This is a genomic window from Janthinobacterium sp. GW821-FHT03C08 (genome assembly GCF_059420905.1).
This window is the reverse complement of sequence record NZ_JBWKUP010000004.1, coordinates 185539-205594: the sequence shown is the minus strand read 5'-3', so window position 1 is coordinate 205594 and position 20056 is coordinate 185539. Positions and strand designations below refer to the sequence as shown.

General features: G+C 63.3%; 19 protein-coding genes. 7 read left to right on the top strand and 12 right to left on the bottom strand.

Translation table 11 applies throughout. From position 1 onward, the window contains the following. Positions 1 to 6: 6 nt before the first annotated feature. On the bottom strand, positions 7 to 3123 hold the full coding sequence (locus AC07VL_RS07255) for an EAL domain-containing protein (protein WP_494805238.1): 3117 nt from the start codon (positions 3121 to 3123) through the stop codon (positions 7 to 9). Positions 3124 to 3387: 264 nt separating this feature from the next. Between AC07VL_RS07255 and AC07VL_RS07250 the strand changes: the two genes are divergently transcribed. Next, entirely contained in the window at positions 3388 to 3894 is a 507-nt protein-coding gene (locus AC07VL_RS07250) for a DUF1993 domain-containing protein (RefSeq protein WP_034779265.1), read from the top strand. Positions 3895 to 4050: 156 nt separating this feature from the next. Here the strand turns inward: AC07VL_RS07250 and AC07VL_RS07245 are convergent, their stop codons facing one another. Both AC07VL_RS07245 and AC07VL_RS07240 read right to left on the bottom strand, forming a co-directional pair. Further along, the gene (locus tag AC07VL_RS07245) at positions 4051 to 4245 is read right to left on the bottom strand and encodes a DUF1289 domain-containing protein (protein WP_494805237.1); all 195 of its coding nucleotides are present in this window, start codon (positions 4243 to 4245) and stop codon (positions 4051 to 4053) included. Further along, positions 4245 to 4817, bottom strand: coding sequence for a DUF1415 domain-containing protein (locus AC07VL_RS07240; RefSeq protein WP_494805236.1), 573 nt, complete (start codon positions 4815 to 4817; stop codon positions 4245 to 4247). Before AC07VL_RS07240 ends, AC07VL_RS07245 begins: the two co-directional genes overlap by 1 nt. A gap of 327 nt (positions 4818 to 5144) precedes the next feature. Between AC07VL_RS07240 and AC07VL_RS07235 the strand changes: the two genes are divergently transcribed. The 5 genes from AC07VL_RS07235 to AC07VL_RS07215 all read left to right on the top strand — a co-directional run bounded on the left by AC07VL_RS07235 (position 5145) and on the right by AC07VL_RS07215 (position 10195). After that, positions 5145 to 6557 carry a transglycosylase SLT domain-containing protein gene (locus tag AC07VL_RS07235; protein ID WP_494805235.1) on the top strand — a complete coding sequence of 471 codons (1413 nt, stop codon included), beginning with the start codon at positions 5145 to 5147 and terminating at the stop codon, positions 6555 to 6557. Positions 6558 to 6717: 160 nt separating this feature from the next. Further along, positions 6718 to 7506 (top strand): enoyl-ACP reductase FabI, encoded by a 789-nt coding sequence (fabI, locus tag AC07VL_RS07230; protein ID WP_494805234.1) that lies wholly within the window; start codon positions 6718 to 6720, stop codon positions 7504 to 7506. Between the two features lie 72 nt (positions 7507 to 7578). Continuing rightward, positions 7579 to 7857, top strand: coding sequence for a hypothetical protein (locus AC07VL_RS07225; protein ID WP_494805233.1), 279 nt, complete (start codon positions 7579 to 7581; stop codon positions 7855 to 7857). Positions 7858 to 7859: 2 nt separating this feature from the next. After that, positions 7860 to 8381 carry a helix-turn-helix transcriptional regulator gene (locus AC07VL_RS07220; RefSeq protein WP_494805232.1) on the top strand — a complete coding sequence of 174 codons (522 nt, stop codon included), beginning with the start codon at positions 7860 to 7862 and terminating at the stop codon, positions 8379 to 8381. 407 nt (positions 8382 to 8788) lie between these two features. Further along, positions 8789 to 10195, top strand: coding sequence for a DEAD/DEAH box helicase (locus AC07VL_RS07215; RefSeq protein WP_071322891.1), 1407 nt, complete (start codon positions 8789 to 8791; stop codon positions 10193 to 10195). An 88-nt stretch (positions 10196 to 10283) separates the two neighbouring features. On the opposite strand, the gene AC07VL_RS07210 is transcribed toward AC07VL_RS07215, so the two are convergent. The 4 genes from AC07VL_RS07210 to AC07VL_RS07195 form a co-directional block, all read right to left on the bottom strand. Further along, positions 10284 to 10742 (bottom strand): acyl-CoA thioesterase, encoded by a 459-nt coding sequence (locus AC07VL_RS07210; RefSeq protein WP_076567113.1) that lies wholly within the window; start codon positions 10740 to 10742, stop codon positions 10284 to 10286. A gap of 87 nt (positions 10743 to 10829) precedes the next feature. After that, the gene (locus tag AC07VL_RS07205) at positions 10830 to 11198 is read right to left on the bottom strand and encodes a hypothetical protein (protein ID WP_494805231.1); all 369 of its coding nucleotides are present in this window, start codon (positions 11196 to 11198) and stop codon (positions 10830 to 10832) included. A gap of 129 nt (positions 11199 to 11327) precedes the next feature. After that, complete coding sequence (locus AC07VL_RS07200; protein ID WP_290604265.1) at positions 11328 to 11465, bottom strand: hypothetical protein; 138 nt, start codon at positions 11463 to 11465, stop codon at positions 11328 to 11330. 214 nt (positions 11466 to 11679) lie between these two features. Then, positions 11680 to 11853 carry a hypothetical protein gene (locus AC07VL_RS07195; protein WP_494805230.1) on the bottom strand — a complete coding sequence of 58 codons (174 nt, stop codon included), beginning with the start codon at positions 11851 to 11853 and terminating at the stop codon, positions 11680 to 11682. A gap of 329 nt (positions 11854 to 12182) precedes the next feature. Here AC07VL_RS07195 and pepA point away from each other — a divergent pair, with 329 nt between their 5' ends. Beyond that, on the top strand, positions 12183 to 13016 hold the full coding sequence (gene pepA / locus AC07VL_RS07190) for a flocculation-associated PEP-CTERM protein PepA (RefSeq protein WP_494805229.1): 834 nt from the start codon (positions 12183 to 12185) through the stop codon (positions 13014 to 13016). Between the two features lie 79 nt (positions 13017 to 13095). Here the strand turns inward: pepA and AC07VL_RS07185 are convergent, their stop codons facing one another. The 5 genes from AC07VL_RS07185 to AC07VL_RS07165 all read right to left on the bottom strand — a co-directional run bounded on the left by AC07VL_RS07185 (position 13096) and on the right by AC07VL_RS07165 (position 19997). Next, positions 13096 to 14205 carry a nitroreductase family protein gene (locus AC07VL_RS07185; protein WP_494805228.1) on the bottom strand — a complete coding sequence of 370 codons (1110 nt, stop codon included), beginning with the start codon at positions 14203 to 14205 and terminating at the stop codon, positions 13096 to 13098. Beyond that, entirely contained in the window at positions 14206 to 15075 is an 870-nt protein-coding gene (locus AC07VL_RS07180; RefSeq protein WP_494805227.1) for a ThiF family adenylyltransferase, read from the bottom strand. It lies immediately after the preceding gene. 89 nt (positions 15076 to 15164) lie between these two features. Continuing rightward, positions 15165 to 16730, bottom strand: a complete 1566-nt coding sequence (locus AC07VL_RS07175) for a methyl-accepting chemotaxis protein (protein WP_494805226.1) — start codon at positions 16728 to 16730, stop codon at positions 15165 to 15167. 130 nt (positions 16731 to 16860) lie between these two features. Next, positions 16861 to 17058: a hypothetical protein gene (locus tag AC07VL_RS07170; RefSeq protein WP_152259580.1), complete on the bottom strand. Its 198-nt coding sequence runs from the start codon at positions 17056 to 17058 to the stop codon at positions 16861 to 16863. 95 nt (positions 17059 to 17153) lie between these two features. Next, positions 17154 to 19997, bottom strand: coding sequence for a M16 family metallopeptidase (locus AC07VL_RS07165; RefSeq protein ID WP_494805225.1), 2844 nt, complete (start codon positions 19995 to 19997; stop codon positions 17154 to 17156). Positions 19998 to 20056 lie beyond the last annotated feature (59 nt).

Here is a 20056-nt window from a genome sequence, read left to right as displayed (position 1 = left end):
CTTTAATTAATGATCGAGCCAGCGCTCCAGCATATCCTGTGCCAGCACCGGGCGGCTATATAAATAGCCTTGCGCCAGCTTGCAGCCGTGGCGCAGCAGGAACGCCGCCTGCTCTTCCGTCTCCACGCCCTCGGCGATCACGGACAGGTGCATGCTCTTGCCCAGCTGGATGATGGCAATGGCGATGGCCTCGTCGTTGACGTCCGTCGAGATATCCTTGATGAAGGAGCGGTCGATCTTCAGCGTCTGCACGGGCAGCTGCTTCAGGTAGGCCAGCGAGGAATAGCCGGTGCCGAAATCGTCGATGGCCAGGCCCACGCCGATGGCGTGCAGGTCATTGATGAAGCCCAGCGCGTCGCCCGTGTTCATGATCACCGATTCCGTCACTTCCAGCTGCAGCCGCTGCGGCTCCAGCCCCGTTTCCTGCAAGATGTCGGCCACCATGCCGGCGATGCTGCCCCGCTCGAACTGTTTCACGGACAGGTTGACGGCCATCTTCGGCACGCGCAAGCCCTGCGCCTGCCAGTGCATCATCTGGCGGCACGCCGCGTCGAGCACCCATTTGCCCAGCTGGTTGATGAAGCCGCTGTCCTCGGCAAGCGGGATGAAGCGCGCCGGCGGCACCAGGCCCAGTTCCGGGTGGTTCCAGCGCACGAGCGCCTCGACGCCCACCAGGCGGCCCGTGTCGATTTCCACCTGCGGCTGGTAAGTGAGGAAGATTTCGTTCTTTTCGATCGAGCGTCGCAAAAAGGTTTCCAGGCGCAGGCGCTCGACGCCCTCGCCCGTCATCGACGGCGCATAGAAACGGTAGCCATTGCGCCCGCGCGCCTTGGCCTGGTACATGGCCACGTCGGCATTGCGGATCAGCATGTTCAAGTCCAGCGCATCGTCCGGATACAGGCTGATGCCCACGCTGCAGGTGACGAACAGTTCATGGTCGGCCACCGTGAACGGCTGCTCGAACATGGTCATCAGCTTTTCCGCCACTTGCGTGGCGCCATACTCGCCATCGATGCGCTCGAGCAGGACGATGAATTCGTCGCCGCCCAGGCGCGCCAGGGTGTCGCCTTCGCGCAGGCGGGCCGACAGCTGGCCCGCCACCTTTTGCAGCAATTCGTCGCCCACGTGGTGGCCCAGGGTATCGTTGACGTTCTTGAAGCGGTCCAGGTCGATGAACAGGATGGCCAGCTGCTCCTGGTCGCGCCCGGCGCGCTGCAGGGCGTGCTGCAGGCGGTCGTGGAACAGCAGCCGGTTCGGCAGCGCCGTCAGGGGGTCGTGGTGCGCCATGTGGTCGAGCTTTTCCTGCGATTCCTTGATCAGGGTGATGTCGCTGAACACGCCCACGTAATGGGTGGTGCCGGCGCGCGTGTCGCGCACGGCGCTGATGGTCAGCCATTCCAGATAGATTTCGCCGTTCTTGCGCCGGTTCCAGATCTCGCCGCGCCAGAAGCCGGAGACGGCCAGTTCCTCCCACAAGGCCTGGTAAAAGGCCGCGTCGTGGCGTTCCGAGCGCGTCAGCGACGCATGCTGCCCCAGCGCCTCGGCTTCGCTGTAGCCCGTGATCTGCGTGAAGGCGGGGTTGATGGTGACGATGATGCCGTCCGCGTCGACCACCATCACGCCGTCGGCGATGTGTTCGAGCACGGTGGCCGACAGGCGCAGCTTTTCCTCGGCCTCCTTGCGCGCCGTGATGTCGGCATACACCCAGATGCTGCCTTCGTTGGGCCGCAGCGGATCGAGCGCGCAGCCGCTCACCAGCGCCCAGAACAGGCTGCCGTCGCGGCGCTGGTACTGGCGTTCCTCGCTGAAGTCGCCCCCCAGGGCCAGGGCCGGGTACTGGCGCTCGCCCGCCTCTTCGAAATCATACGAGGAAGTGAAGACGATGGCCGTCGAATTGCCCATCATTTGACCGGGATCATAGCCGAACAGGTCTTCGCAGCGGCGGTTCACGGAAATGATGCGGCGGTGGCGCACGAACATCACGCCGAACATCACGTTGTCGAGGATGGCGCTCTGCTCCGTGAGCAGCGCCTCGATGCGCATTTCATGGTGCTTGCGCTGGCTGATGTCGGCGATGATGCCGTCGACCCAGGTCACGCCGTGCTCGCCCGCCTGCGGCTGGCCGTTCTCGGCCACCCAGCGCTCGGTGCCGAAGGCGTCGACGATGCGGTATTCCAGCGCGTACGGCTGCACCTCGAGCACGGCCTGCTTGACGGCGCGGCGGTGCTCGCGGCGGTCTTCCGGACAGATCAGGTCGGCCCAGGCATGCGTGCTGCCGCGCATGAACTGGCGCGCGGAATAGCCGGCGATTTCCTCGATGGCGTCGCTGACGAAATCGATGGGCCCGTCGGGCCGGTAGCGGAAGACGGCGCCCGGCACCTGCGTGACGATGGTGCGGAAGCGCTCCTCGCGCTGGCCCACGTCCTCGAACAGCTGGCCGATGGCGGCGCGCATCTGTTCCAGCTGGGCCGCCAGCCGGCCCAGCTCGTCATTGCTGCCCGAGTCCAGGCGCGTGTCGAAATCGCCGTGCGACAGGCGGTCGGAAAAGCGCATCAGGCGGCGCAGCGGCTTGAGCAGGCGGCGGTTCAGGAACAGCACGATCAGCGCCATCGACACGGCCAGCTGCGCGCCCAGCACGAAAATATACGCCACCTGCTTTTCGCGCAGCTCCTGCTGGCTGCGCGCATCGTCCATCTCGACCACCACGTGGCCGATGCGTTCGCCGCGCACGAGGATGTCGCGCTCGGCCCGGTACACATTGCCCACGGGCCGCTGCGGCGCCTGCAGGCGGATGAATTCCGTGTCGCCCTGCCCCACCACCTGCACCAGCAGCACGGCGCGGTCGCGCATCACCGATTCGACCAGCGAATGGGCCGACTCCGCATTCATGTTCCACAGCGATTCCTGCATGCCCAGCGCGAGGATGTCGGCATTGCGCTGCAGCGATTCATTCAGGCTGGTGCGCGCCGACTGGCGCTCGTGCACGCCCACCAGCAGGTAGCTGCCGATGATGGCGGGAATGACCAGGCCGCCAAACACGACCAGCAGCAGGGCGCCATAGATCGACGAGCCATACAGGGCGCTCAGGCGGGCACGCAGGCGTTGGTAGGGTGAATTAGACATGCAGGAACGGGGCAACAGGGATCTGGCGAGCGATCATCGAACGTTTTACGGGGGAATCCGGGTGGATGGGGCGGGAAGAAACTTTTTCAGCAGCAATTATGCATGGAAAAAGCGGGAAAAGTCACCAATAAACACGCGCCGGCGGCCGCTGCATGCCATATGGACAGGGCCGAAAAACCACAGGTGCGCCCGCAGCGTCCATGGCCGCCAGCAGAAAACCGCGCCGCTTGCTATCATCGCGCCACTTCACCTAGAGGAACCACCATGACCTTCTCCATCTATTCCGCATCGATCCCCGTCTTCAAACAGATCCTGGGCAGCCTGGCCGCCATCCTGGACAAGGCGGAAACGCACGCGCAAGACAAGAAAATCGACCCGAACGCCCTGCTGCAGTTCCGCCTGTTCCCAGACATGCTACCCTTCGTGCGCCAGATCCAGATCGCCACCGACTTCGCCAAGGGCTGCGGCGCGCGCCTGGCCGGCGTGGCCGTGCCGCCGTATGAAGACAGCGAACAGAGCTTTGCTGAACTGAAGGCGCGCATCGTGAAAACCATCGCCTTCCTGGAAAGCCTGCCGCAGGCGGACATCGACGGCAGCGAAACGCGCGCCATCACCACCGGCAGCGGCGAAAAGACCAAGCACTTCACGGGCCAGACCTATCTGTTCCACTACGCGCTGCCGCACTTCTTCTTCCACGCGACGACGGCGTACGACATCCTGCGCCACAATGGCATCGAAGTGGGCAAGAAAGACTTTATCGGCAGTTACTGAGACGCATAAGCAAATCTACTGCGCGGCGCGCCTTGCGGCCTGCGATGCTCGCCGTACTTGAGTACGGCTGCGCTTCTTAGCCACAAAGCATCGCCGCTCGCTACGATTTGCTTCAGCGTCGACGCAATAGGGGGACACTGCTCTATTGCGTCGCTATTAAGTATTCCGGCGCGGATACCCTTGAGAAAGAATCCGCACCCACACCACTTCCTTCTCCTCGTCCGTCATCGACACCCAGTGGGCCACTTCCACCACGGTGCGGCCGCAGCCGCGGCAGATTTCGTCGAAAGTGGTCGAGCACACGGCCACGCAGGGCGTGTCCGGGCGCAGCGGCAGGTCCTTGTCCGCCATCAGGACACCTTCGGCACGCCGAGCTTTTCCCAGCCTTCGACACCCAGCGCTTCCAAAGTAGCAATATTCTTGTCGAAAATCTCGGACGCTTCCGGGAACGCTTCGACGGCGCGCTCGATGCTGTCTTCGCGCAGCAGGTGCAGGGTGGGGTATGGCGAACGGTTGGTGTAGTTGCTGATGTCGTCCTCGAACGTCTCGGCAAACTGGTAGTGCGGGTGGAAGCTGGCCACCTGCAGTTCGCCGGCCAGGTGCATGTCTTCCACGGCCGCGTCGGCCACGTCGAGGAATTCGTTGTAGTCGAGGAAGTCGTTCAGGGTGTACGGGTGGATCAGCAGGGTCGTGTCGATCTGCTCGGGGTCCGCATCGGCCAGGACTTGCAGCTCGTCCATCAGCAGCGCCAGCAGATCTTCCGGATTGCTGGAATCGCAGACCACGTAGCGAATCTGCTTCTTGACGTGCACGGCCTTGGCGAACGGGCACAGGTTCAGGCCGATCACGGCTTTTTCCATCCAGGCAACGGTATTGGCGATGATGACGGCGTGGTCGTCGTCGTGGCGCGGCGGGGTGTTCATATGCGTACTCTCTATCGGTGACGTAGCCGGCGCGCAATTGGCCAGCCAAAGCCAAATTGTACGCACTCTTTGCGCAGTCTCATACCCGGCGCTTGCCAGGCTTGCGCCGGCATCATCGCCATGTATGCTATAACAGCGGCCGAATCACGCAAACGGCAAATTAAATTTGCAATAATTGCACTATTAGCGAATGGAAACTTAGCTATTTCCGCCTATGTGCTGTCATCATGCTGACATAATTCTTGACTCCGGCATGTGGATATACGTACACTCGCTGCTTAATCATGGGTCTGTCCGATGTTTCTCCGACGACAACAATGGAACACTATGCACGAAAACTCCTTTAAATCGACCGTCCTGGCGGCGTTGGCCCTGGCGCTGGCGCCCGCCCTCAGCCAGGCGTACGAAGCCGGTGTTGAGAGCGATAACGCGCCAGTCGCCGCCGCCGCACCTGCCCTGATCCCGATGACGCCCCAAGTCACGGCGAAACTCCCCACCCTCGACAACCGCCTGCAAAAGACCGACCGCCTGCTGAAAAACCTCAGCGACAGCTCCGATCCGCTGCGCGAAGCCGACGTCTGGGGCCGCATCCGCAGCGGCTATGCGATTCCCGACATTAACAACCAACTGGTGGCCAACCACGTCAACTGGTACGCCACCCGCCCCGACTACATCGCCCGCACGACGGCGCGCGCCTCGCGCTACATCTTCCACGTGGTGCAGGAACTGGAAAAGCGCGGCATGCCGACGGAACTGGCCTTGCTGCCATTCATCGAGTCCGCCTTCAACCCGCAGGCGTTCTCCAGCGCGAATGCGGCCGGCATGTGGCAATTCGTGCCCGCCACGGGGCGCGACTTCAACCTCAAGCAGAACATGTTCAAGGACGAGCGGCGCGGCGTGCTGGCCTCGACCGATGCGGCCCTGACGTACCTGCAGCGCCTGTATGACATGTTTGGCGACTGGCAACTGGCCCTGGCCGCCTACAACTGGGGCGAAGGCTCCGTGCAGCGCGCCATCAAGAAAAACCAGGCGCTGGGCAAGCCCACCGATTTCGAGAGCCTGGCCGACCTGATGCCGGCCGAGACGCGCAACTACGTGCCCAAGCTGCAGGCGGTGAAGAACATCATCGCCAATCCGGCCCAGTACGGCCTGACCCTGCCCGTCGTCGACAACCAGCCCTACTTCACGGCCATCGACAAGACGAGCGACATCGACATCACCGTCGCCGCCCAGCTGGCCGAACTGTCGATGGACGAATTCAAGGCCCTGAATCCGCAATTTAACCGCCCCGTCATCATCGGCGGCGAAAAGACGAAGATTCTGTTGCCGCAGGAAAACGCCGCCAAGTTCACCACCAACCTGGCGCAATGGGGCCATGCCTTGTCGAGCTGGACCACGCACAAGATCACCAACGCGCGCGAACGCCTGGAAACCCTGGCGTCGAAATTCGGCACCACGGCCGACGTGCTGCGCCAGGCCAACAACATCCCCCAGCGCACCCGCCTGCGTGCCGGTTCCACCATCCTCGTGCCGAAGACGTCGGCCACGATGAACAAGGACATCACCCAGGAAATCGCCGACAGCGCCACCATGCTGCTGGAAGCGGACCGTCCCGAACGGGTTGCCAAGGCCGCGCACCGCGCCGCCAAGAGCGGCAAGGTGCAAGCCGCGCCCATCTCCCTGGTGAAACCGCGCATCCAGCGCGGCAGCGGCAACAACCGTGCCAAGGCCCGCCATTGAGTACGCCCGGCATAAGCTAGTGCGCGTCGCGACGCTACTGTCAGGCGTTGCCAGGCTTCGCCACCCGCCCAGCACCTGATGCCCACCGGCCGCCACAGCCTAGCTGTCGCGGCCGGTTGTACATCCGCTCCACCCGCCCACCACCCAGACAGGAGTCGTCATGGCTTTCTTGCAAGGCAAAAAAATCCTCATCACGGGCCTGCTGTCGAACCGCTCCATCGCCTACGGCATCGCCAAGGCTTGCCACCGCGAAGGCGCGACCCTCGCCTTCACCTATGTGGGCGAGCGCTTCAAGGAGCGCATCACGGAATTTGCGGCCGAATTCGGCAGCGAACTGGTCTTCGACTGCGACGTGTCCAGCGATGAGCAGATCAGCGCCGTCTTCCGCGACCTGGCGCAGCACTGGGAACACCTCGACGGCCTCGTGCACGCCATCGGCTTCGCCCCGCGCGAAGCCATCGCCGGCGACTTCCTCGACGGCCTGTCGCGCGACAGTTTCCGCATCGCGCACGACATTTCCGCCTACAGCTTTCCCGCCATGGCCAAGGCCGCCCTGCCCCTGCTGCACCCGGGCGCCTGCGTGCTGACCCTGACCTACCTGGGCGCCGTGCGCGCCGTACCCTACTACAACACCATGGGCCTGGCCAAGGCGTCGCTGGAAGCGTCCGTGCGCTACCTGGCCGAATCGCTGGGTCCGCGCGGCATCCGTGCCAACGGCATCTCCGCCGGCCCCATCAAGACCTTGGCCGCCTCCGGCATCAAGGACTTCAGCAAACTCCTGGGCTTCGTGGCCGAGCACGCCCCGCTGCGGCGCAACGTCACCATCGAGGAAGTGGGCAACACGGCCGCCTTCTTGCTGTCCGACCTGGCCTCGGGCATCACGGGCGAAATTACCTACGTCGATGGCGGCTTTTCGCAAGTGATGGCCGTCAATCCGGAAGTAGAGTAATGCGGTGATGGCCCTTATTTTTCGGTTGTCACTTGACAACCGAAAAATAAGGACCTACCTTGGAGGCATCGCATGGCGCGCTCCCCGCACCCCAAAAAAGAAATCGAAGCGGCGCTGCGCCACGCGGAAAGCCAGGGCTGGCACGTGGAAACGGGCGGCAGCCATGCCTGGGGCAAGATCTACTGCCCCTACAACAACGACGGTTGCCGCTGCGACGAATTCTGCATTGCCTGCATCTGGAGCACGCCGAAAAATCCCGGCAACCACGCGCGGGCGATCTTGCGGGTGGTCGATCATTGCAGCGTGCACAAGCTGCTGCATGCATTCGTGCAGCGCCAGACCAGGGAATAGCCATGGACTACATCTTCACCCTCAAATACCGCCTGCCCGATGACGAAACCGACCTCGACGCGCTGGCCGGGCGCCTGGGCAGCGGCGGCTGCGACGATGCGCTCGTCGGCATCGGGCAAGCGGGCCGCCTGGCGCTGGAATTCACGCGCGAGGCCGGCAGCGCCAGCGCGGCGCTGCAAAGCGCCATGGCCGACGTGAAAGCCGTCGTGCCCGGCGCCCGCCTCGTCGAAGCCGCACCCGACTTCGTGGGACTGACGGACGTGGCCCAGGTGCTGGGCCTGTCCCGGCAAAACCTGCACAAGCTGATGAACAAACACCGCCACAGCTTTCCCGCCCCCGTGCACGAAGGCAGCGCCACCATCTGGCACCTGGCCGACGTGCTGGCCTGGCTGCATGCCAAGGGCAGTTACCAGCTGGAGCGCAGCCTGATCGACGTGGCCCAGGCGGCCCGGCAAATCAACCTGGCCCGGGAGGCGGCGCAGACGCCGCCGCTGCCCGCCGACATGAGCGCCCGGCTCGCCTGAGGAGCCGGCCTGAGGAGCCGGGAACTGCGCGAAAACTACGTATTCATACTGATTTCACATAGGAAACACGGACAAAACGTGGTAGGCCTCGCGTTTATTCCCATTTAGACAGTGCAAAATGCCGGCAAATACGGTATAGTGTCGTTGTGCGCTGCAATATGTTTCCTTGAAGCGATGGCAACACCGCAGTTACATGCACTACAAACTTAGCAGCTTCGCAAGCCTTAGCGCATCCACAGGATGCCGCTTAATAAAGCCCTCCCGCCTTGTGTGTCGCACCTGACACCGTCCCGGCGCAAAGCTTTTGTGCCGAAATTTCTTTCTAGTTGAGTCATTTCGTTTTGGTTGGCGTTGCTATTTTGCGTTCTGCTTTTTGCAAGAACGCTGATTTTCACGAAAGAAAAAGAATGACATTTGAATCCTTAGGCCTGCATCCGTCCATCCTCGCCGCTCTGACCGAATCGGGCTACACCGCGCCAACCGCGGTACAGTCGCAAGCGATTCCCGCCGCGATCGAAGGCCGTGACCTGCTGGTCTCGTCGCAGACCGGTTCGGGCAAGACCGCAGCATTCATGCTGCCGTCGCTGCACAAACTGGCCAGCGCCGAACAAAGCGCCGCCGGCAAGACGCCGAACCAGGAAATGCAAGCATCGCGCGCCCGTGGCGAGCGTCCACGCTTCAAGGCTGCCCAGCCAAAAATGCTGGTGCTGACGCCGACGCGCGAACTGGCCCTGCAAGTGACCACCAACACCGACAAGTACAGCACCGGCATCCGCCGCATCAAGGCTGTGTCGATCCTGGGCGGCATGCCTTACCCGAAACAGATGCAATTGCTGGCCAAGAATCCTGAGATCCTGGTCGCTACCCCTGGCCGTCTGATCGACCACATGGACTCGGGCAAGATCGACTTCTCGCAACTGGAAATCCTGGTACTGGACGAAGCCGACCGCATGCTGGACATGGGTTTCATCGACGACATCGAAAAAATCGTCGAAGCGACGCCGGAAGGCCGCCAAACCATGCTGTTCTCGGCAACCCTGGACGGCGTGGTCGGCAACATGGCCCGCCGCATCACGAAAAACCCGCTGGTCATCCAGGTGGCAAGCTCGAGCAACAAGCATGAAAACATCACCCAGCGCGTGCACTTCGTCGACGACCTGTCGCACAAGAATCGCCTGCTGGACCACCTGCTGCGCGACGAAACCTTGGACCAGGCTGTCGTGTTCACCGCCACCAAGCGTGACGCCGACACCATCGCCGACCGCCTGAACATCGCCGGTTTCTCGGCTGCCGCCCTGCACGGCGACATGCACCAGGGCGCGCGCAACCGCACCCTGGACGGCATGCGCCGCGGCCAGGTCAAGGTGCTGGTTGCCACCGACGTTGCCGCCCGCGGCATCGACGTGCCAACGATCACCCACGTGTTCAACTACGACCTGCCGAAGTTCCCGGAAGACTACGTCCACCGCATCGGCCGTACCGGCCGCGCTGGCCGCAATGGCCTGGCCATCTCGCTGGTGAACCACGCTGAAGGCATGAACGTCAAGCGCATCGAACGCTTCACCAAGCAATTGATCCCGGTCAATGTCATCGAAGGTTTCGAGCCGAAGAAAACGGCATCGGCACCCCGTTCGAGCGCCCGTCCAGGCGGCTGGAAACCAGGCGACAACCGTGGCGGCGCGAAGCCAGGCCAACGCACGTTCAGCAAGCCGGGCGCTCCACGCAAGGACGGCGCACCGAGCACCGGCGGCGGCTACAAGGGTTCCAACCCGCGCAGCACCGACGGCGCACGCCGCAGCTACGGCGACCGTTAATCACGGCGCCCTGCCGCCGGCAGGCGGCAGATAATAAAAAAACGGCCACCAGAGCGATCTGGCGGCCGTTTTTTCATGTCCGACACATTTACTTCTTCGACACCTTCTGGCGCGACAGCTTGCGCAGCTTGGCCTGCTCGAAGCGCTGCTGCTGTTCCGGCGTCTCGAGCACCAGCGGCGGCACGGCCACCGGCTTGCGGTTGGCATCCACCGCCACCATCGTGAAGTAGCAGCTGTTGGCGTGGCGCACCAGGCGCTGCTGGATGTTTTCCGTCACCACGCGGATACCCACTTCCATCGACGTCGTGCCCGTGTAATTGATCGAGGCGAGGAAGGTCACCAGTTCGCCCACGTGGATGGGCTGCAAAAACATCACCTGGTCCACGGACAGGGTCACCACATAGCTGCCCGAATAGCGGCTGGCGCAGGCATAGGCGACGCTGTCGAGGTATTTCAGGATGGTGCCGCCGTGCACGTTGCCGGAAAAGTTGGCCATATCGGGCGTCATCAGGACCGTCATCGTCAGTTCGTGGGCCGACCAGTTCATCGCACTGTCCAAAGTGTTCTCCAAAGGGGATGGTTTATAAATGCATGGGGGATATGAAAACCGGCCCCAGGGGCCGGTTGGCGAGCCTTACAGGCCCAGCGTGTCGATGTCGGCCAGCGAGTCGCGGCCCTTGTCGGAAATGTCGTGGCCCTCGCCCTCGGCGCGCGCCACGATATGGGCTTTCTTGCCCAGGAAGTAGGCCACGTCCGTATCCAGCTTGGTCAGCGGATCGGCAGCCACGGCGCGCAAGCCCATGATGCAGCGGCGCAGGAACAGCATCTGCTGGGCTTTCTCGGTGATGGACAGGCGACCATCGCGTGCATAGCTGAGCAGCTTCAGGCCGGACAGGCGCTTGGCATTGCGGGCAACGCAAGCGCTGGGGCGCTCGGTCTTGATGCCGCATGCAACTTGCTCCAGCGCGTCATATTCATCGGTTGTTAATTTCTCGTTCTTCATTACTTTTCCATAAAAGGCCAGGTGTTCGGCCCCCATGGTACGCGCCCCGCTGCGCATCGGCAACAGGCAACGTGATTCAGCCGCCGCCCGCCCCGCAGACGGCGCACTGAAAAGACGCCAGGATAGCGCTTATTTGTAGCTGCGCAGCAGCAGCCAGGCCAAGCCGCAACCGGCCACGGCGCCTGCCAGCGCCAGTGCCACCATGTTCTTGCTGGTGATCACAGGGCGACGGCCCAGGTAAATTTTGTTATGCAAGGAATTGCCCATGATGGTCTCCTGTACAAGAATTTTTAGGATGTCTCATTATAAGAACAGAATCGTGACGGCCGCATGACACACAGCAGTTCAGCCTTGATTTGTATCCACTCGGCAACGTTTATTGGCATTTTTGTTGTTTAAATGGCGTGGCCATCCGGCCGCCCGCGCAATCCATTTCCGGCTAGAAATAAACAGCGCGTGGCGGCGGCACGGTGCCTCGCGTTCAGCCCATCTTGACGGGTGGCGGCGGTGGCGTCGGTTCCTCGACAGGCACGGGTTCCGTGCGGGGCGGCTTTTCCGCTGGCGGCACCAGCGGATCGCCTTCGGGCGGCGGCGGGATATCCGGTTCGGGCGTGCTGTGCGCACGCAGCGGGGCGTGACGGGATGATGGCTGCATGGTGTGACCTCCTTTGCCTGCAACTGTAGCCCAGGGCGGGAAAGGCTGGCGCCCGCAAGCGGCGCCCTGCCGGCAAGCCGTCCCGTGCCAAACGCGCGCCGCAGCGGCCCTGGCCTGCCCGGCCGCAGTGGACAGGCTTCGCTGAAGGCGGCGCGAAACGTCGGCTTTCTTTACACGCGCGCGCAAAACGGCTGCCCCGTTTTTGTAAGTCCTTGAATATCAATAGAAAGATGAGATGGTACGCATTCTGCTTGAAGGGCGTATGAGGTTATCTGAGGCAGACGCCACAGTGACCTGGTCCGATCAACCCTCACGCTGAAGGAAATGCCATGAAACCGCTGTCCTCATTCCTGCGTCTCGCCCTCTCCGCGGCCGTCATCGGCGCCGCGCTGATCAGCGCGCCCGCATCCGCCGGCCCTTTGTTTACCGTCAATGAAGGTTCCGTTCCCGGCGCCGCCCCCAACCTGGTGGTGGCCGACCGCATCAGCTTTGAATATCACGCGCGCATCGAACAGACCATCGTGGGCGGCCTCGGCGGCGGCAACGATCCCTTCACGGAAACGGGCTTTGTGAGCAAGGCCGCGTTCGGCACCCCCGCCAACGGCAGCATTCCATCGCAGCTGAACGCCCTCAATGGCTACGGCATGTATGGCCTGTTCACCATCACCGGCCAGGCGGACGCCTTGGCTGCCGGCATCCACGCCACCTTCCAGACCCTGACCATGACCTTGTACATCGATCCCAACCAGGACACGACGCTGTCGCTCAGCAATGTCGCAGGCTCGCCCGTGAACGTGGGCGGCATCTCCGCGGACGACTATGCGATCGTGACCTACACCCTCGATGTGGGCGAGGCGCACATTTTCGACGGCCTGGCCCAGGGCGACTTCAAGGCCTTGCTTAACGCGACGCTGACGCCGCAAGGACAATTATTCTTCGTCAACCCCAATCCGTTTTTCCCCCTGGAATCTCTCAGCGGGAATACGAACAGCTTCGTCGGCGGCAGCCTGACCGACAGTTTCGTCGCCATGGCCGATGGGGGCGGCCTGGAATTATTCCAGGGGACAGTACCCGAGCCAGGCACGATCGCCCTGCTGGGTATCGGCCTGTTTGGCCTGGGCATGACGGCGCGCCGCCAGCAAGAGGGACAGCGCAAGTCCTGACATGCGCATCATCCCGCTGAAAAGCCGCCGGCATCCCCGGCGGCTTTTTGCGCTGCGGCAGCGCCCCGGCGCACGCCGTTCACGCCGGCGGCTTTGCCTCGGCCGGCGCCACCAGCAAGTCCTGCAGCGGACGGCGCAGCGAGCGCGCACTGGCCGCCGGCCCGGCGCCGATGCGTCCGAGGAACACGGCCCGCCCGGCCGCCGCCGTCCCCAGCACGGCCTGGCATTGCGCGGCCAGGTCCTGCGCCAGTTCCTGCATGCCATCCGTGCGGGAAAAGGCCCGCCGTTCGCGCACGTAGCGGGAAAAGATCAGCGGCGTCAGTTCCGGCTGCAGTTGCAGACCCAGCTGCGTGGCCGTCAGCCAGAAGCGCTGCATGGCCCTGCCGGCCGCCACGTAGTCGTCCGTGTGGCGGGGCGGCGCCTCGGCCAGCAGCAGGAAATGCGCGCCGCAGTAAATACCTGGCAGCAAATCCATCTGCAGGCGCGGCGCGACGGTGCCGGCCAGCCAGGTATTGAAGAAGTCCACGCGGCGCCAGCTTTGCATGACCCAGCGCATCAGCCGCGCCGTCATGGGGTCCACGCCCAGTGCCTGGTCCGGGATGCGGTCGGCGCTGTAGCGCGCGCCCCACTCGATGACGTCGCGGTGCACCTTGTGCGCCTCGGGCATGGTCAGGCGCAGGCGGGCATTGTCGAACATCAGGCGCGCGCAGGCCAGGCGCGCGCGCCAGCCCTCGAACCATTGCACCTGGTAGCCCGGCGGCAGGCTGGCCGCCAGCGCCGCCTTTTCGCTGGCGCGCAGCTGGCGCGTGCTGAGCCGGCGTCGCTGCACGCTGCGCCGGGGCAGGAAGGCCGCCAGCGGGTCGGGCGCCAGGCCGGGGCTGTCGACAAAATGCACGTCGAAGGTGGGCAAGGTCTCGGGCATGCCCGCGCGCCGGCGCGCCTGCATGCGCAAACCGTGACAGCTGGCCGCCAGCGCCATGCTTTCCAGCAAGGCGCCCAGCGACAGCTGGCTGGGATGGCCGTCCAGGTCGTACACGCAATGGCTGCGCGTATCGAAGCCATGCACGACGACGTGACGCCCGTCGACGACTTCGAAACGCCACGGCTGCGTGTTGTCGCCGCTGGGCGCCCAGCGCGCCTGGTCGAGGATGTTTTCCAGGACGGGATCGATCTGCAGTGCTGGCGCCATTTATGCCCCCTGCGCCGCGCGGCGCCGCTTGATGATGGCCATCGCCAGGCGCTGCAGCGGGTGGCGGTTGCCGCCGGGACGCCAGGTATGCACGAGCTTGTTGCGGTAGGCATCGAAATGCTGGCCGTGCGGCGCCGCCAGCACCTTGCCGCGTTTCAACAAGATCTTCAACGCTTCCGTGGCGGCAGCGCCCGCGCACAGCTGGCAGCCCATGATGGTCGACGGCCCGCGCCGCTCCTTCAGGTTGATGGCGGACGGGTCCACCAGGTAGGGGCCGTGCAGGCCGGCCGGCGCCAGCCCGACGAGGAAGCGCAGGGCTTTTTCTTCCTCCGGCAAGTCGCCCCAGCCGAAGTACTCCTCGAACGTCATGCCGCCCGGCAGGAAGTTGAGCACGGCAGTGCCCATGCCCAGCGGCGCGGCCGTGATGGCGGGGATGCCCAGGCGCGCGCAGCGGGCGAACGTGGCCTGGCGCGCGGGGAAGGCGAAGAAATCGAGGCCATCCACGTACAGGTCCACGCCGTCGAAGAATTCGGCCAGGTTGCTGTCATGTATGCCATCGGGAAATTGTTTAATCTCCAGTTCCGGATTGATGTCCATCGCCATCTGCGCCAGCACGGCCACCTTGGGCTGGCCCAGGGTGGATACCATGGCGCCCGCCTGGCGGTTGAAGTTGGCGATATCGAAGGTGTCGAAGTCGGCGATGTGGAAGGCGCCGATGCCCAGCCGCGCCAGGGTCAGCAAATGCACGCCGCCCACGCCCCCCATGCCGGCGATGGCCACGCGCTTGCCGCGCAAGCTCTCCTGCTCCGCCTGCGTGACCCAGCCCAGGTTGCGGGCGAACGCCGCGTGATAGGAAAAACCGTCTGTCATGCTCACCTCTTCTCTACGTCCGCGAAGGACCAAGAAGGGTTTGACAGACGCTCAAGCGCCAAGTTCCCTTGCGCTCAAGAAAAAAGTGCCTAGCGGCCCAGCCGGCGCGGTACCGGGGCCACGCGCTGCAGCGCCGCGCCCACCTTGAACACGCTGACGATCTGCGCCAGGCCCGCCGCCTGCTCGTTCATGGCCTGCGCCGCCGCCGATGCCTGCTCGACGAGGGCCGAGTTTTGCTGCGTCATGTTGTCCATCTCGACGATGGCCTGGTTGATCTGCTCGATGCCGGCGCTCTGCTCGGCGCTGGCAGAGGAAATCTCGGCCACGATATCGGTCACGTGCTGCACGCTGGAAACGACTTTTTCCATCGTCTCGCCCGCCAGCGCGACGAGTTTTTCGCCCGCGCCCACCTGTTCGGCGGAACTGTCGATCAATTGCTTGATCTCTTTCGCGGCGGCGGCCGAGCGTTGCGCCAGGTTGCGCACTTCCGTCGCCACGACGGCGAAGCCACGGCCCTGCTCGCCCGCGCGCGCCGCTTCCACGGCCGCGTTCAGGGCCAAAATATTCGTCTGGAAGGCGATGCCGTCGATGACGGCGATGATGTCGCCGATCTTTTGCGACGAGGCATTGATGGCGCCCATGGTCTCGACCACCTGGCCCACCACGCCGCCCGCCTGACTCGCCACTTGCGAAGCGGAAATGGCCAGCTGGTTGGCCTGGCGCGCATTGTCCGCATTCTGGCGCACGGTCGAGGTCATTTCTTCCATCGTCGAGGCCGTCTCTTCCAGCGAGCCCGCCTGCTGTTCCGTGCGTGCCGACAGGTCGTGGTTGCCGGAGGCGATCTCGCCCGATGCCGTGGAGATGGCTTCCGCATCGGTGCGCACCTGGCTCACCAGGTGCGCCAGGTTGTCGCGCATGGCCTTGATTGCCATCAGCAGGCTGGACGTGTCGCCGGGGCGCGTGTCGATGTGCGTGGTCAGGTCGCCCTGGGCGATCTGCGCGACGATGGCGGCCGCATAATCGGGTTCGCCGCCCAGCTGGCCCAGGATGCGGCGCAGCATCAGGGCCGCCAGGCCGCCCACCACCAGCATCAGCGCCGCGCCGATGGCCAGCAGCACGCCCGCCTGGGCCCAGAACTTGTGGTTGATGTCATCGATGTAGGTGCCCGTGCCGATGAGCCAGTCCCACGGCGCAAATTTCACCACCGCATACATCTTTGCCACGGGCTCGGCCACGCCGGGCCGCGTGCCGTCCGCCTGCACGAGGCCGATGCGGCTGTTGGCCAGGGCCGCGCGGTAGCGGTCGCCCGACTGCTTCATGTTCTTTTGCGGCACGCCGATGCGCGACGCGTTCGGGTGCACATACAGCAGGTCCGTGCTGAAATCGCGCACGAAATAATACATCTCGTCCTTGACGAAGCTGCCGATGGCCAGCCTGGCTTGCTGCTGGGCCTGCTCACGCGTGAGCTTGCCCGACTGTTCCAGCGCATACGCCTTTTCCACCGAAGCGTTGGCCAGCTCGACGAGCACCGTCAATTGCTCGACGCGCTCGGCCATCATGGTCTGGCGCAGGGAATACAGGGAAAAGGAAGCGATGAGGACGATGCCCAGCAAGGTGCTGAAACACAATAAGAGTATGCGCGAACGGAGAGTCATGGATGCCTGGAGTCTAGGGAGAATAAGTTGCCCGATAGAAATCTTTTCAGAAAAGCAAAACGGGCGGCGCTACCGGGCTGATGCCCGGCAGGCACCGCCCGCGTTGTTGTTGATAAATCTCTGTGGCCGGTCAGGCCAAGGCTTCCTTGGCCGCCTCTTCCGGCGTCAAGCCGTCATAGAACTGGTCGGTAAACCACTCGACCTGCTCTTCGATATGCTCCTGCGCCTGCGCCACGGTGGCGCCGCCGGCCACGAGGAAGCCTTCGACCTCGATGCACCAGTTGATCAATTCCAGGGTTTCCGGATCCAGTTCTTCTTTCTTGGCCATCGTGCATTCCTTGCTTGTTAATTGGCGATATCACCTCAATAGGCGGCAGTTTAACAGCTTCGCCGCGCTGCCGCCCCGCGTGCCCACGACAAGGATTACTTTACCGCAACATTTTTACGTTCCGGATACAGCACCACCTGCACATAATTGTCCATGTTCAGGTAGCGCTGCGCCGCCTGCCGGACGGCTTGCGGCGTGATGGCCCGCACGCGCTGCTCGAAGCGCAGGATTTGCGCGGGGTCGCGTCCCTGTGTCACGGAACCCATCAGCTGGCTCATCCAGTAATTGTTTTCCCGCAAGGATTTCTGCTGGCGCGTGATCCAGTTCAGCTTGACCTTTTCCAGGTCGGCCGCCGACGGCCCGTCCGTCTTCATCTTGTTGATTTCGGCAAACGCGGCGGCGATCACCTTGTCCACGTTTTCCGGGCCCGTCGGCAGGGTCAGGGCCACGGAGTAATGGCCGTACGGGTGCTGGCCCATGGCCGTCTCGAAGCCGCCGCCGTAGATCATGCTCATCTTCTCGCGCAGCACTTCGATGACTTTCAGGTTCAGCACCTCGCCCAGCGCCTGCAGGGTCAGCTTCTGCTCGTCCGAGTACGCCGCGTCGCCATTGAAGGTGATGGAAATCGTGCTTTTCGGCTCGCTGCCCATGTAGATGTCCTTCTTGACGACCCCGCTCACGGGGCGCATGCCCACGTCGCGGTAGGCGTGCGCCACGTCGGCCACCGGCAAGGTGCCCAGGTAGCTGGCGATCAGGGGCTTGATCTTGTCGAGATCGAAACTGCCCGTGAAGATGAAGGTCATGTCGCGCGCGCTGGAAAAGCGCTGGCGGAAGATGTCCAGCGAGCGGTCCAGGCCCACCTTGTCGAAGTCGGCCACGCGGGGCACGCCGTCGACGCGGGGATTGTCGCCAAACGTGGCGTGCTGGATAGCGTCGTAGAACACGGCTTCCGGCTGGGCCATGCTGTTTTTCGCCAGGTCCTGCTGCTTGCCGATGAAGGACTGGTACAGGCCCGCATCCTTGCGCACGTCGTGGAAATACAGATACACCAGCTGCAGCATGGCTTCCACGTCGGCGCTGCTCGAGGAGCCGCCGAAGCCTTCGCTCAGTTCGCCCAGCGAGGCGCCCACGTTGACCGTCTTGCCGGCCATGACTTTTTGCAAGTCCAGCGGCGCCAGGTCTTTCAGGCCCATGCTGCCGACGATGGCGCTGGCATAACGGGCGTTATAGATGTCCGCGTCGCCAAACAGCGACTGGCCGCCAAAGCGGGTCGATCCCATCAGCACCTGGTCATTCTTGAAATCCGTCGGTTTGAGCAGCACGCGCACGCCATTGCCCAGGGTCAGCTCCGTCACGCCGATGGCGCTGTTGCGCTTTTCCGCGACGATGCTGCCACCGGCCGGCGGGCCGTCCATCAGCTTGCTGGCGAGCACTTTTTCCGTGCGCGGCTCGACCTTCTGCCGCTCCGCTTGCGCCACGGCATCGAGCAATTGCTGCTGCGTCGGCACCGTCGAGGCGGCATCGTCCGCCTTCGCTTCGGCGCCCATGAAGACGACGAGTTTCTTTTGCTGGTCGGGAATGACCTTGGCCACCGTCTCGTTGATTTCCTGCAAAGTTACCTGTGGCAAGAGTTCCTGCGCATACAGCAGCTCGTTGGCGATGCCGGGGATGGCTTCCTGCTCGAGGAAGTTGCGCGAATATTCGGCGACGAAACCGGCCGAATCGGACTTGTCGCGCTCGCTGTACGCGCGCTCGTAGTTGCGCAGCATGTTCTTGCGCGCGCGGTCCAGCTCATCCTGGCTGAAACCGAAGCGACGCGCCCGCTCGTCTTCCTGCACCAGCGCATCGACGGCCGGCTGCACGCCGCCCTTGCCCAGCAAGGCATACGCGCTGAACGATTCATAGCCGCGCACCAGCTTGCCCATGCTGCTGCCGCCCTGGATGAACGGCGGGTTGGCCTGCTGCGACAATTCCTGCATGCGCGCGCTGAGCATCTGGCCGTACAGGTTTTCGATCATCTGGCGGCGGTAGTCGGCAATGGTGACGGGCTCCTGCGCCGGACGGATGGGGTAACGGATGAAGACGGTATCGTCCGGCGCTTCCTTGTCCGTGATTACCAGCGCTTCCGTCTGCGAACGCTGCGGCACTTCCGCATACAGGCGGGGACGCGGTTTGGCGGGGTTTTTCAGCTTGCCGAAATGCTGCTGGATCAGCTTTTCGGCCTGCTTCGGCTCCACGTCGCCCACCACCATCACGGCCATCAGGTCGGGACGGTACCAATCCTTGTAGAAACGCTTGATGGCTTCCGGCTGGAAGGTCTTCAGGATGGATTCCTTGCCGATCGGCATGCGCTGCGCGTAGCGCGAACCGTTCAACAGCTTCGGATACAGCACCTTGTTCATGCGGTCGCTGGCGCCCTTGCCCAGGCGCGCCTCTTCCAGCACGATGCCGCGCTCGCTGTTGATGTCGGCCGGATTGAATTTCAAGCCGTGCGCCCAGTCTTCCAGCACGAGGAAACCCTTTTCCAGGTTGCCCTTCCTGTTCGTCGGAATCGGCAAGACATACACGGTTTCATCGAAGCTCGTGTAGGCGTTCAGGTCGGCGCCGAACTTCACGCCGATCGATTGCAGATAGGAAATGAGTTCATTGCGCTTGAAATGCGTGGAACCATTGAACGCCATGTGTTCCGTGAAATGCGCCAGGCCTTGCTGGTCGTCATCTTCGAGGATGGAGCCAGCCTTCACCACCAGGCGCAGCTCCACTTTCTGCGCGGGACGGGCATTTTTCTTGATGTAATAGGTCAAGCCATTCGGCAGTTTTCCAACAGTCACTTCCGGTGCCACAGGCAGGGGATCGCTCAAACGGATTTCCGCCTGGGCCATGCAGGCGCAGGCCAGCAGGACGGCGCCCGAGATCAGGCGTAATTTACTCAGCTTCATGTATTCTCAACGGTAAGATTCAGTAAGCATACCTTACACTGAAATCCTGTTTCCGCCAT

Excerpts from the sequence above, each read along its gene's own strand:
- AC07VL_RS07255 (WP_494805238.1), bottom strand. The coding sequence starts at position 3,123 with ATGTCTAATTCACCCTACCAACGCCTGCGTGCCCGCCTGAGCGCCCTG.
- AC07VL_RS07250 (WP_034779265.1), top strand. The coding sequence starts at position 3,388 with ATGACCTTCTCCATCTATTCCGCATCGATCCCCGTCTTCAAACAGATC.
- AC07VL_RS07245 (WP_494805237.1), bottom strand. The coding sequence starts at position 4,245 with ATGGCGGACAAGGACCTGCCGCTGCGCCCGGACACGCCCTGCGTGGCC.
- AC07VL_RS07240 (WP_494805236.1), bottom strand. The coding sequence starts at position 4,817 with ATGAACACCCCGCCGCGCCACGACGACGACCACGCCGTCATCATCGCC.
- AC07VL_RS07235 (WP_494805235.1), top strand. The coding sequence starts at position 5,145 with ATGCACGAAAACTCCTTTAAATCGACCGTCCTGGCGGCGTTGGCCCTG.
- fabI (WP_494805234.1), top strand. The coding sequence starts at position 6,718 with ATGGCTTTCTTGCAAGGCAAAAAAATCCTCATCACGGGCCTGCTGTCG.
- AC07VL_RS07225 (WP_494805233.1), top strand. The coding sequence starts at position 7,579 with ATGGCGCGCTCCCCGCACCCCAAAAAAGAAATCGAAGCGGCGCTGCGC.
- AC07VL_RS07220 (WP_494805232.1), top strand. The coding sequence starts at position 7,860 with ATGGACTACATCTTCACCCTCAAATACCGCCTGCCCGATGACGAAACC.
- AC07VL_RS07215 (WP_071322891.1), top strand. The coding sequence starts at position 8,789 with ATGACATTTGAATCCTTAGGCCTGCATCCGTCCATCCTCGCCGCTCTG.
- AC07VL_RS07210 (WP_076567113.1), bottom strand. The coding sequence starts at position 10,742 with ATGAACTGGTCGGCCCACGAACTGACGATGACGGTCCTGATGACGCCC.
- AC07VL_RS07205 (WP_494805231.1), bottom strand. The coding sequence starts at position 11,198 with ATGAAGAACGAGAAATTAACAACCGATGAATATGACGCGCTGGAGCAA.
- AC07VL_RS07200 (WP_290604265.1), bottom strand. The coding sequence starts at position 11,465 with ATGGGCAATTCCTTGCATAACAAAATTTACCTGGGCCGTCGCCCTGTG.
- AC07VL_RS07195 (WP_494805230.1), bottom strand. The coding sequence starts at position 11,853 with ATGCAGCCATCATCCCGTCACGCCCCGCTGCGTGCGCACAGCACGCCC.
- pepA (WP_494805229.1), top strand. The coding sequence starts at position 12,183 with ATGAAACCGCTGTCCTCATTCCTGCGTCTCGCCCTCTCCGCGGCCGTC.
- AC07VL_RS07185 (WP_494805228.1), bottom strand. The coding sequence starts at position 14,205 with ATGGCGCCAGCACTGCAGATCGATCCCGTCCTGGAAAACATCCTCGAC.
- AC07VL_RS07180 (WP_494805227.1), bottom strand. The coding sequence starts at position 15,075 with ATGACAGACGGTTTTTCCTATCACGCGGCGTTCGCCCGCAACCTGGGC.
- AC07VL_RS07175 (WP_494805226.1), bottom strand. The coding sequence starts at position 16,730 with ATGACTCTCCGTTCGCGCATACTCTTATTGTGTTTCAGCACCTTGCTG.
- AC07VL_RS07170 (WP_152259580.1), bottom strand. The coding sequence starts at position 17,058 with ATGGCCAAGAAAGAAGAACTGGATCCGGAAACCCTGGAATTGATCAAC.
- AC07VL_RS07165 (WP_494805225.1), bottom strand. The coding sequence starts at position 19,997 with ATGAAGCTGAGTAAATTACGCCTGATCTCGGGCGCCGTCCTGCTGGCC.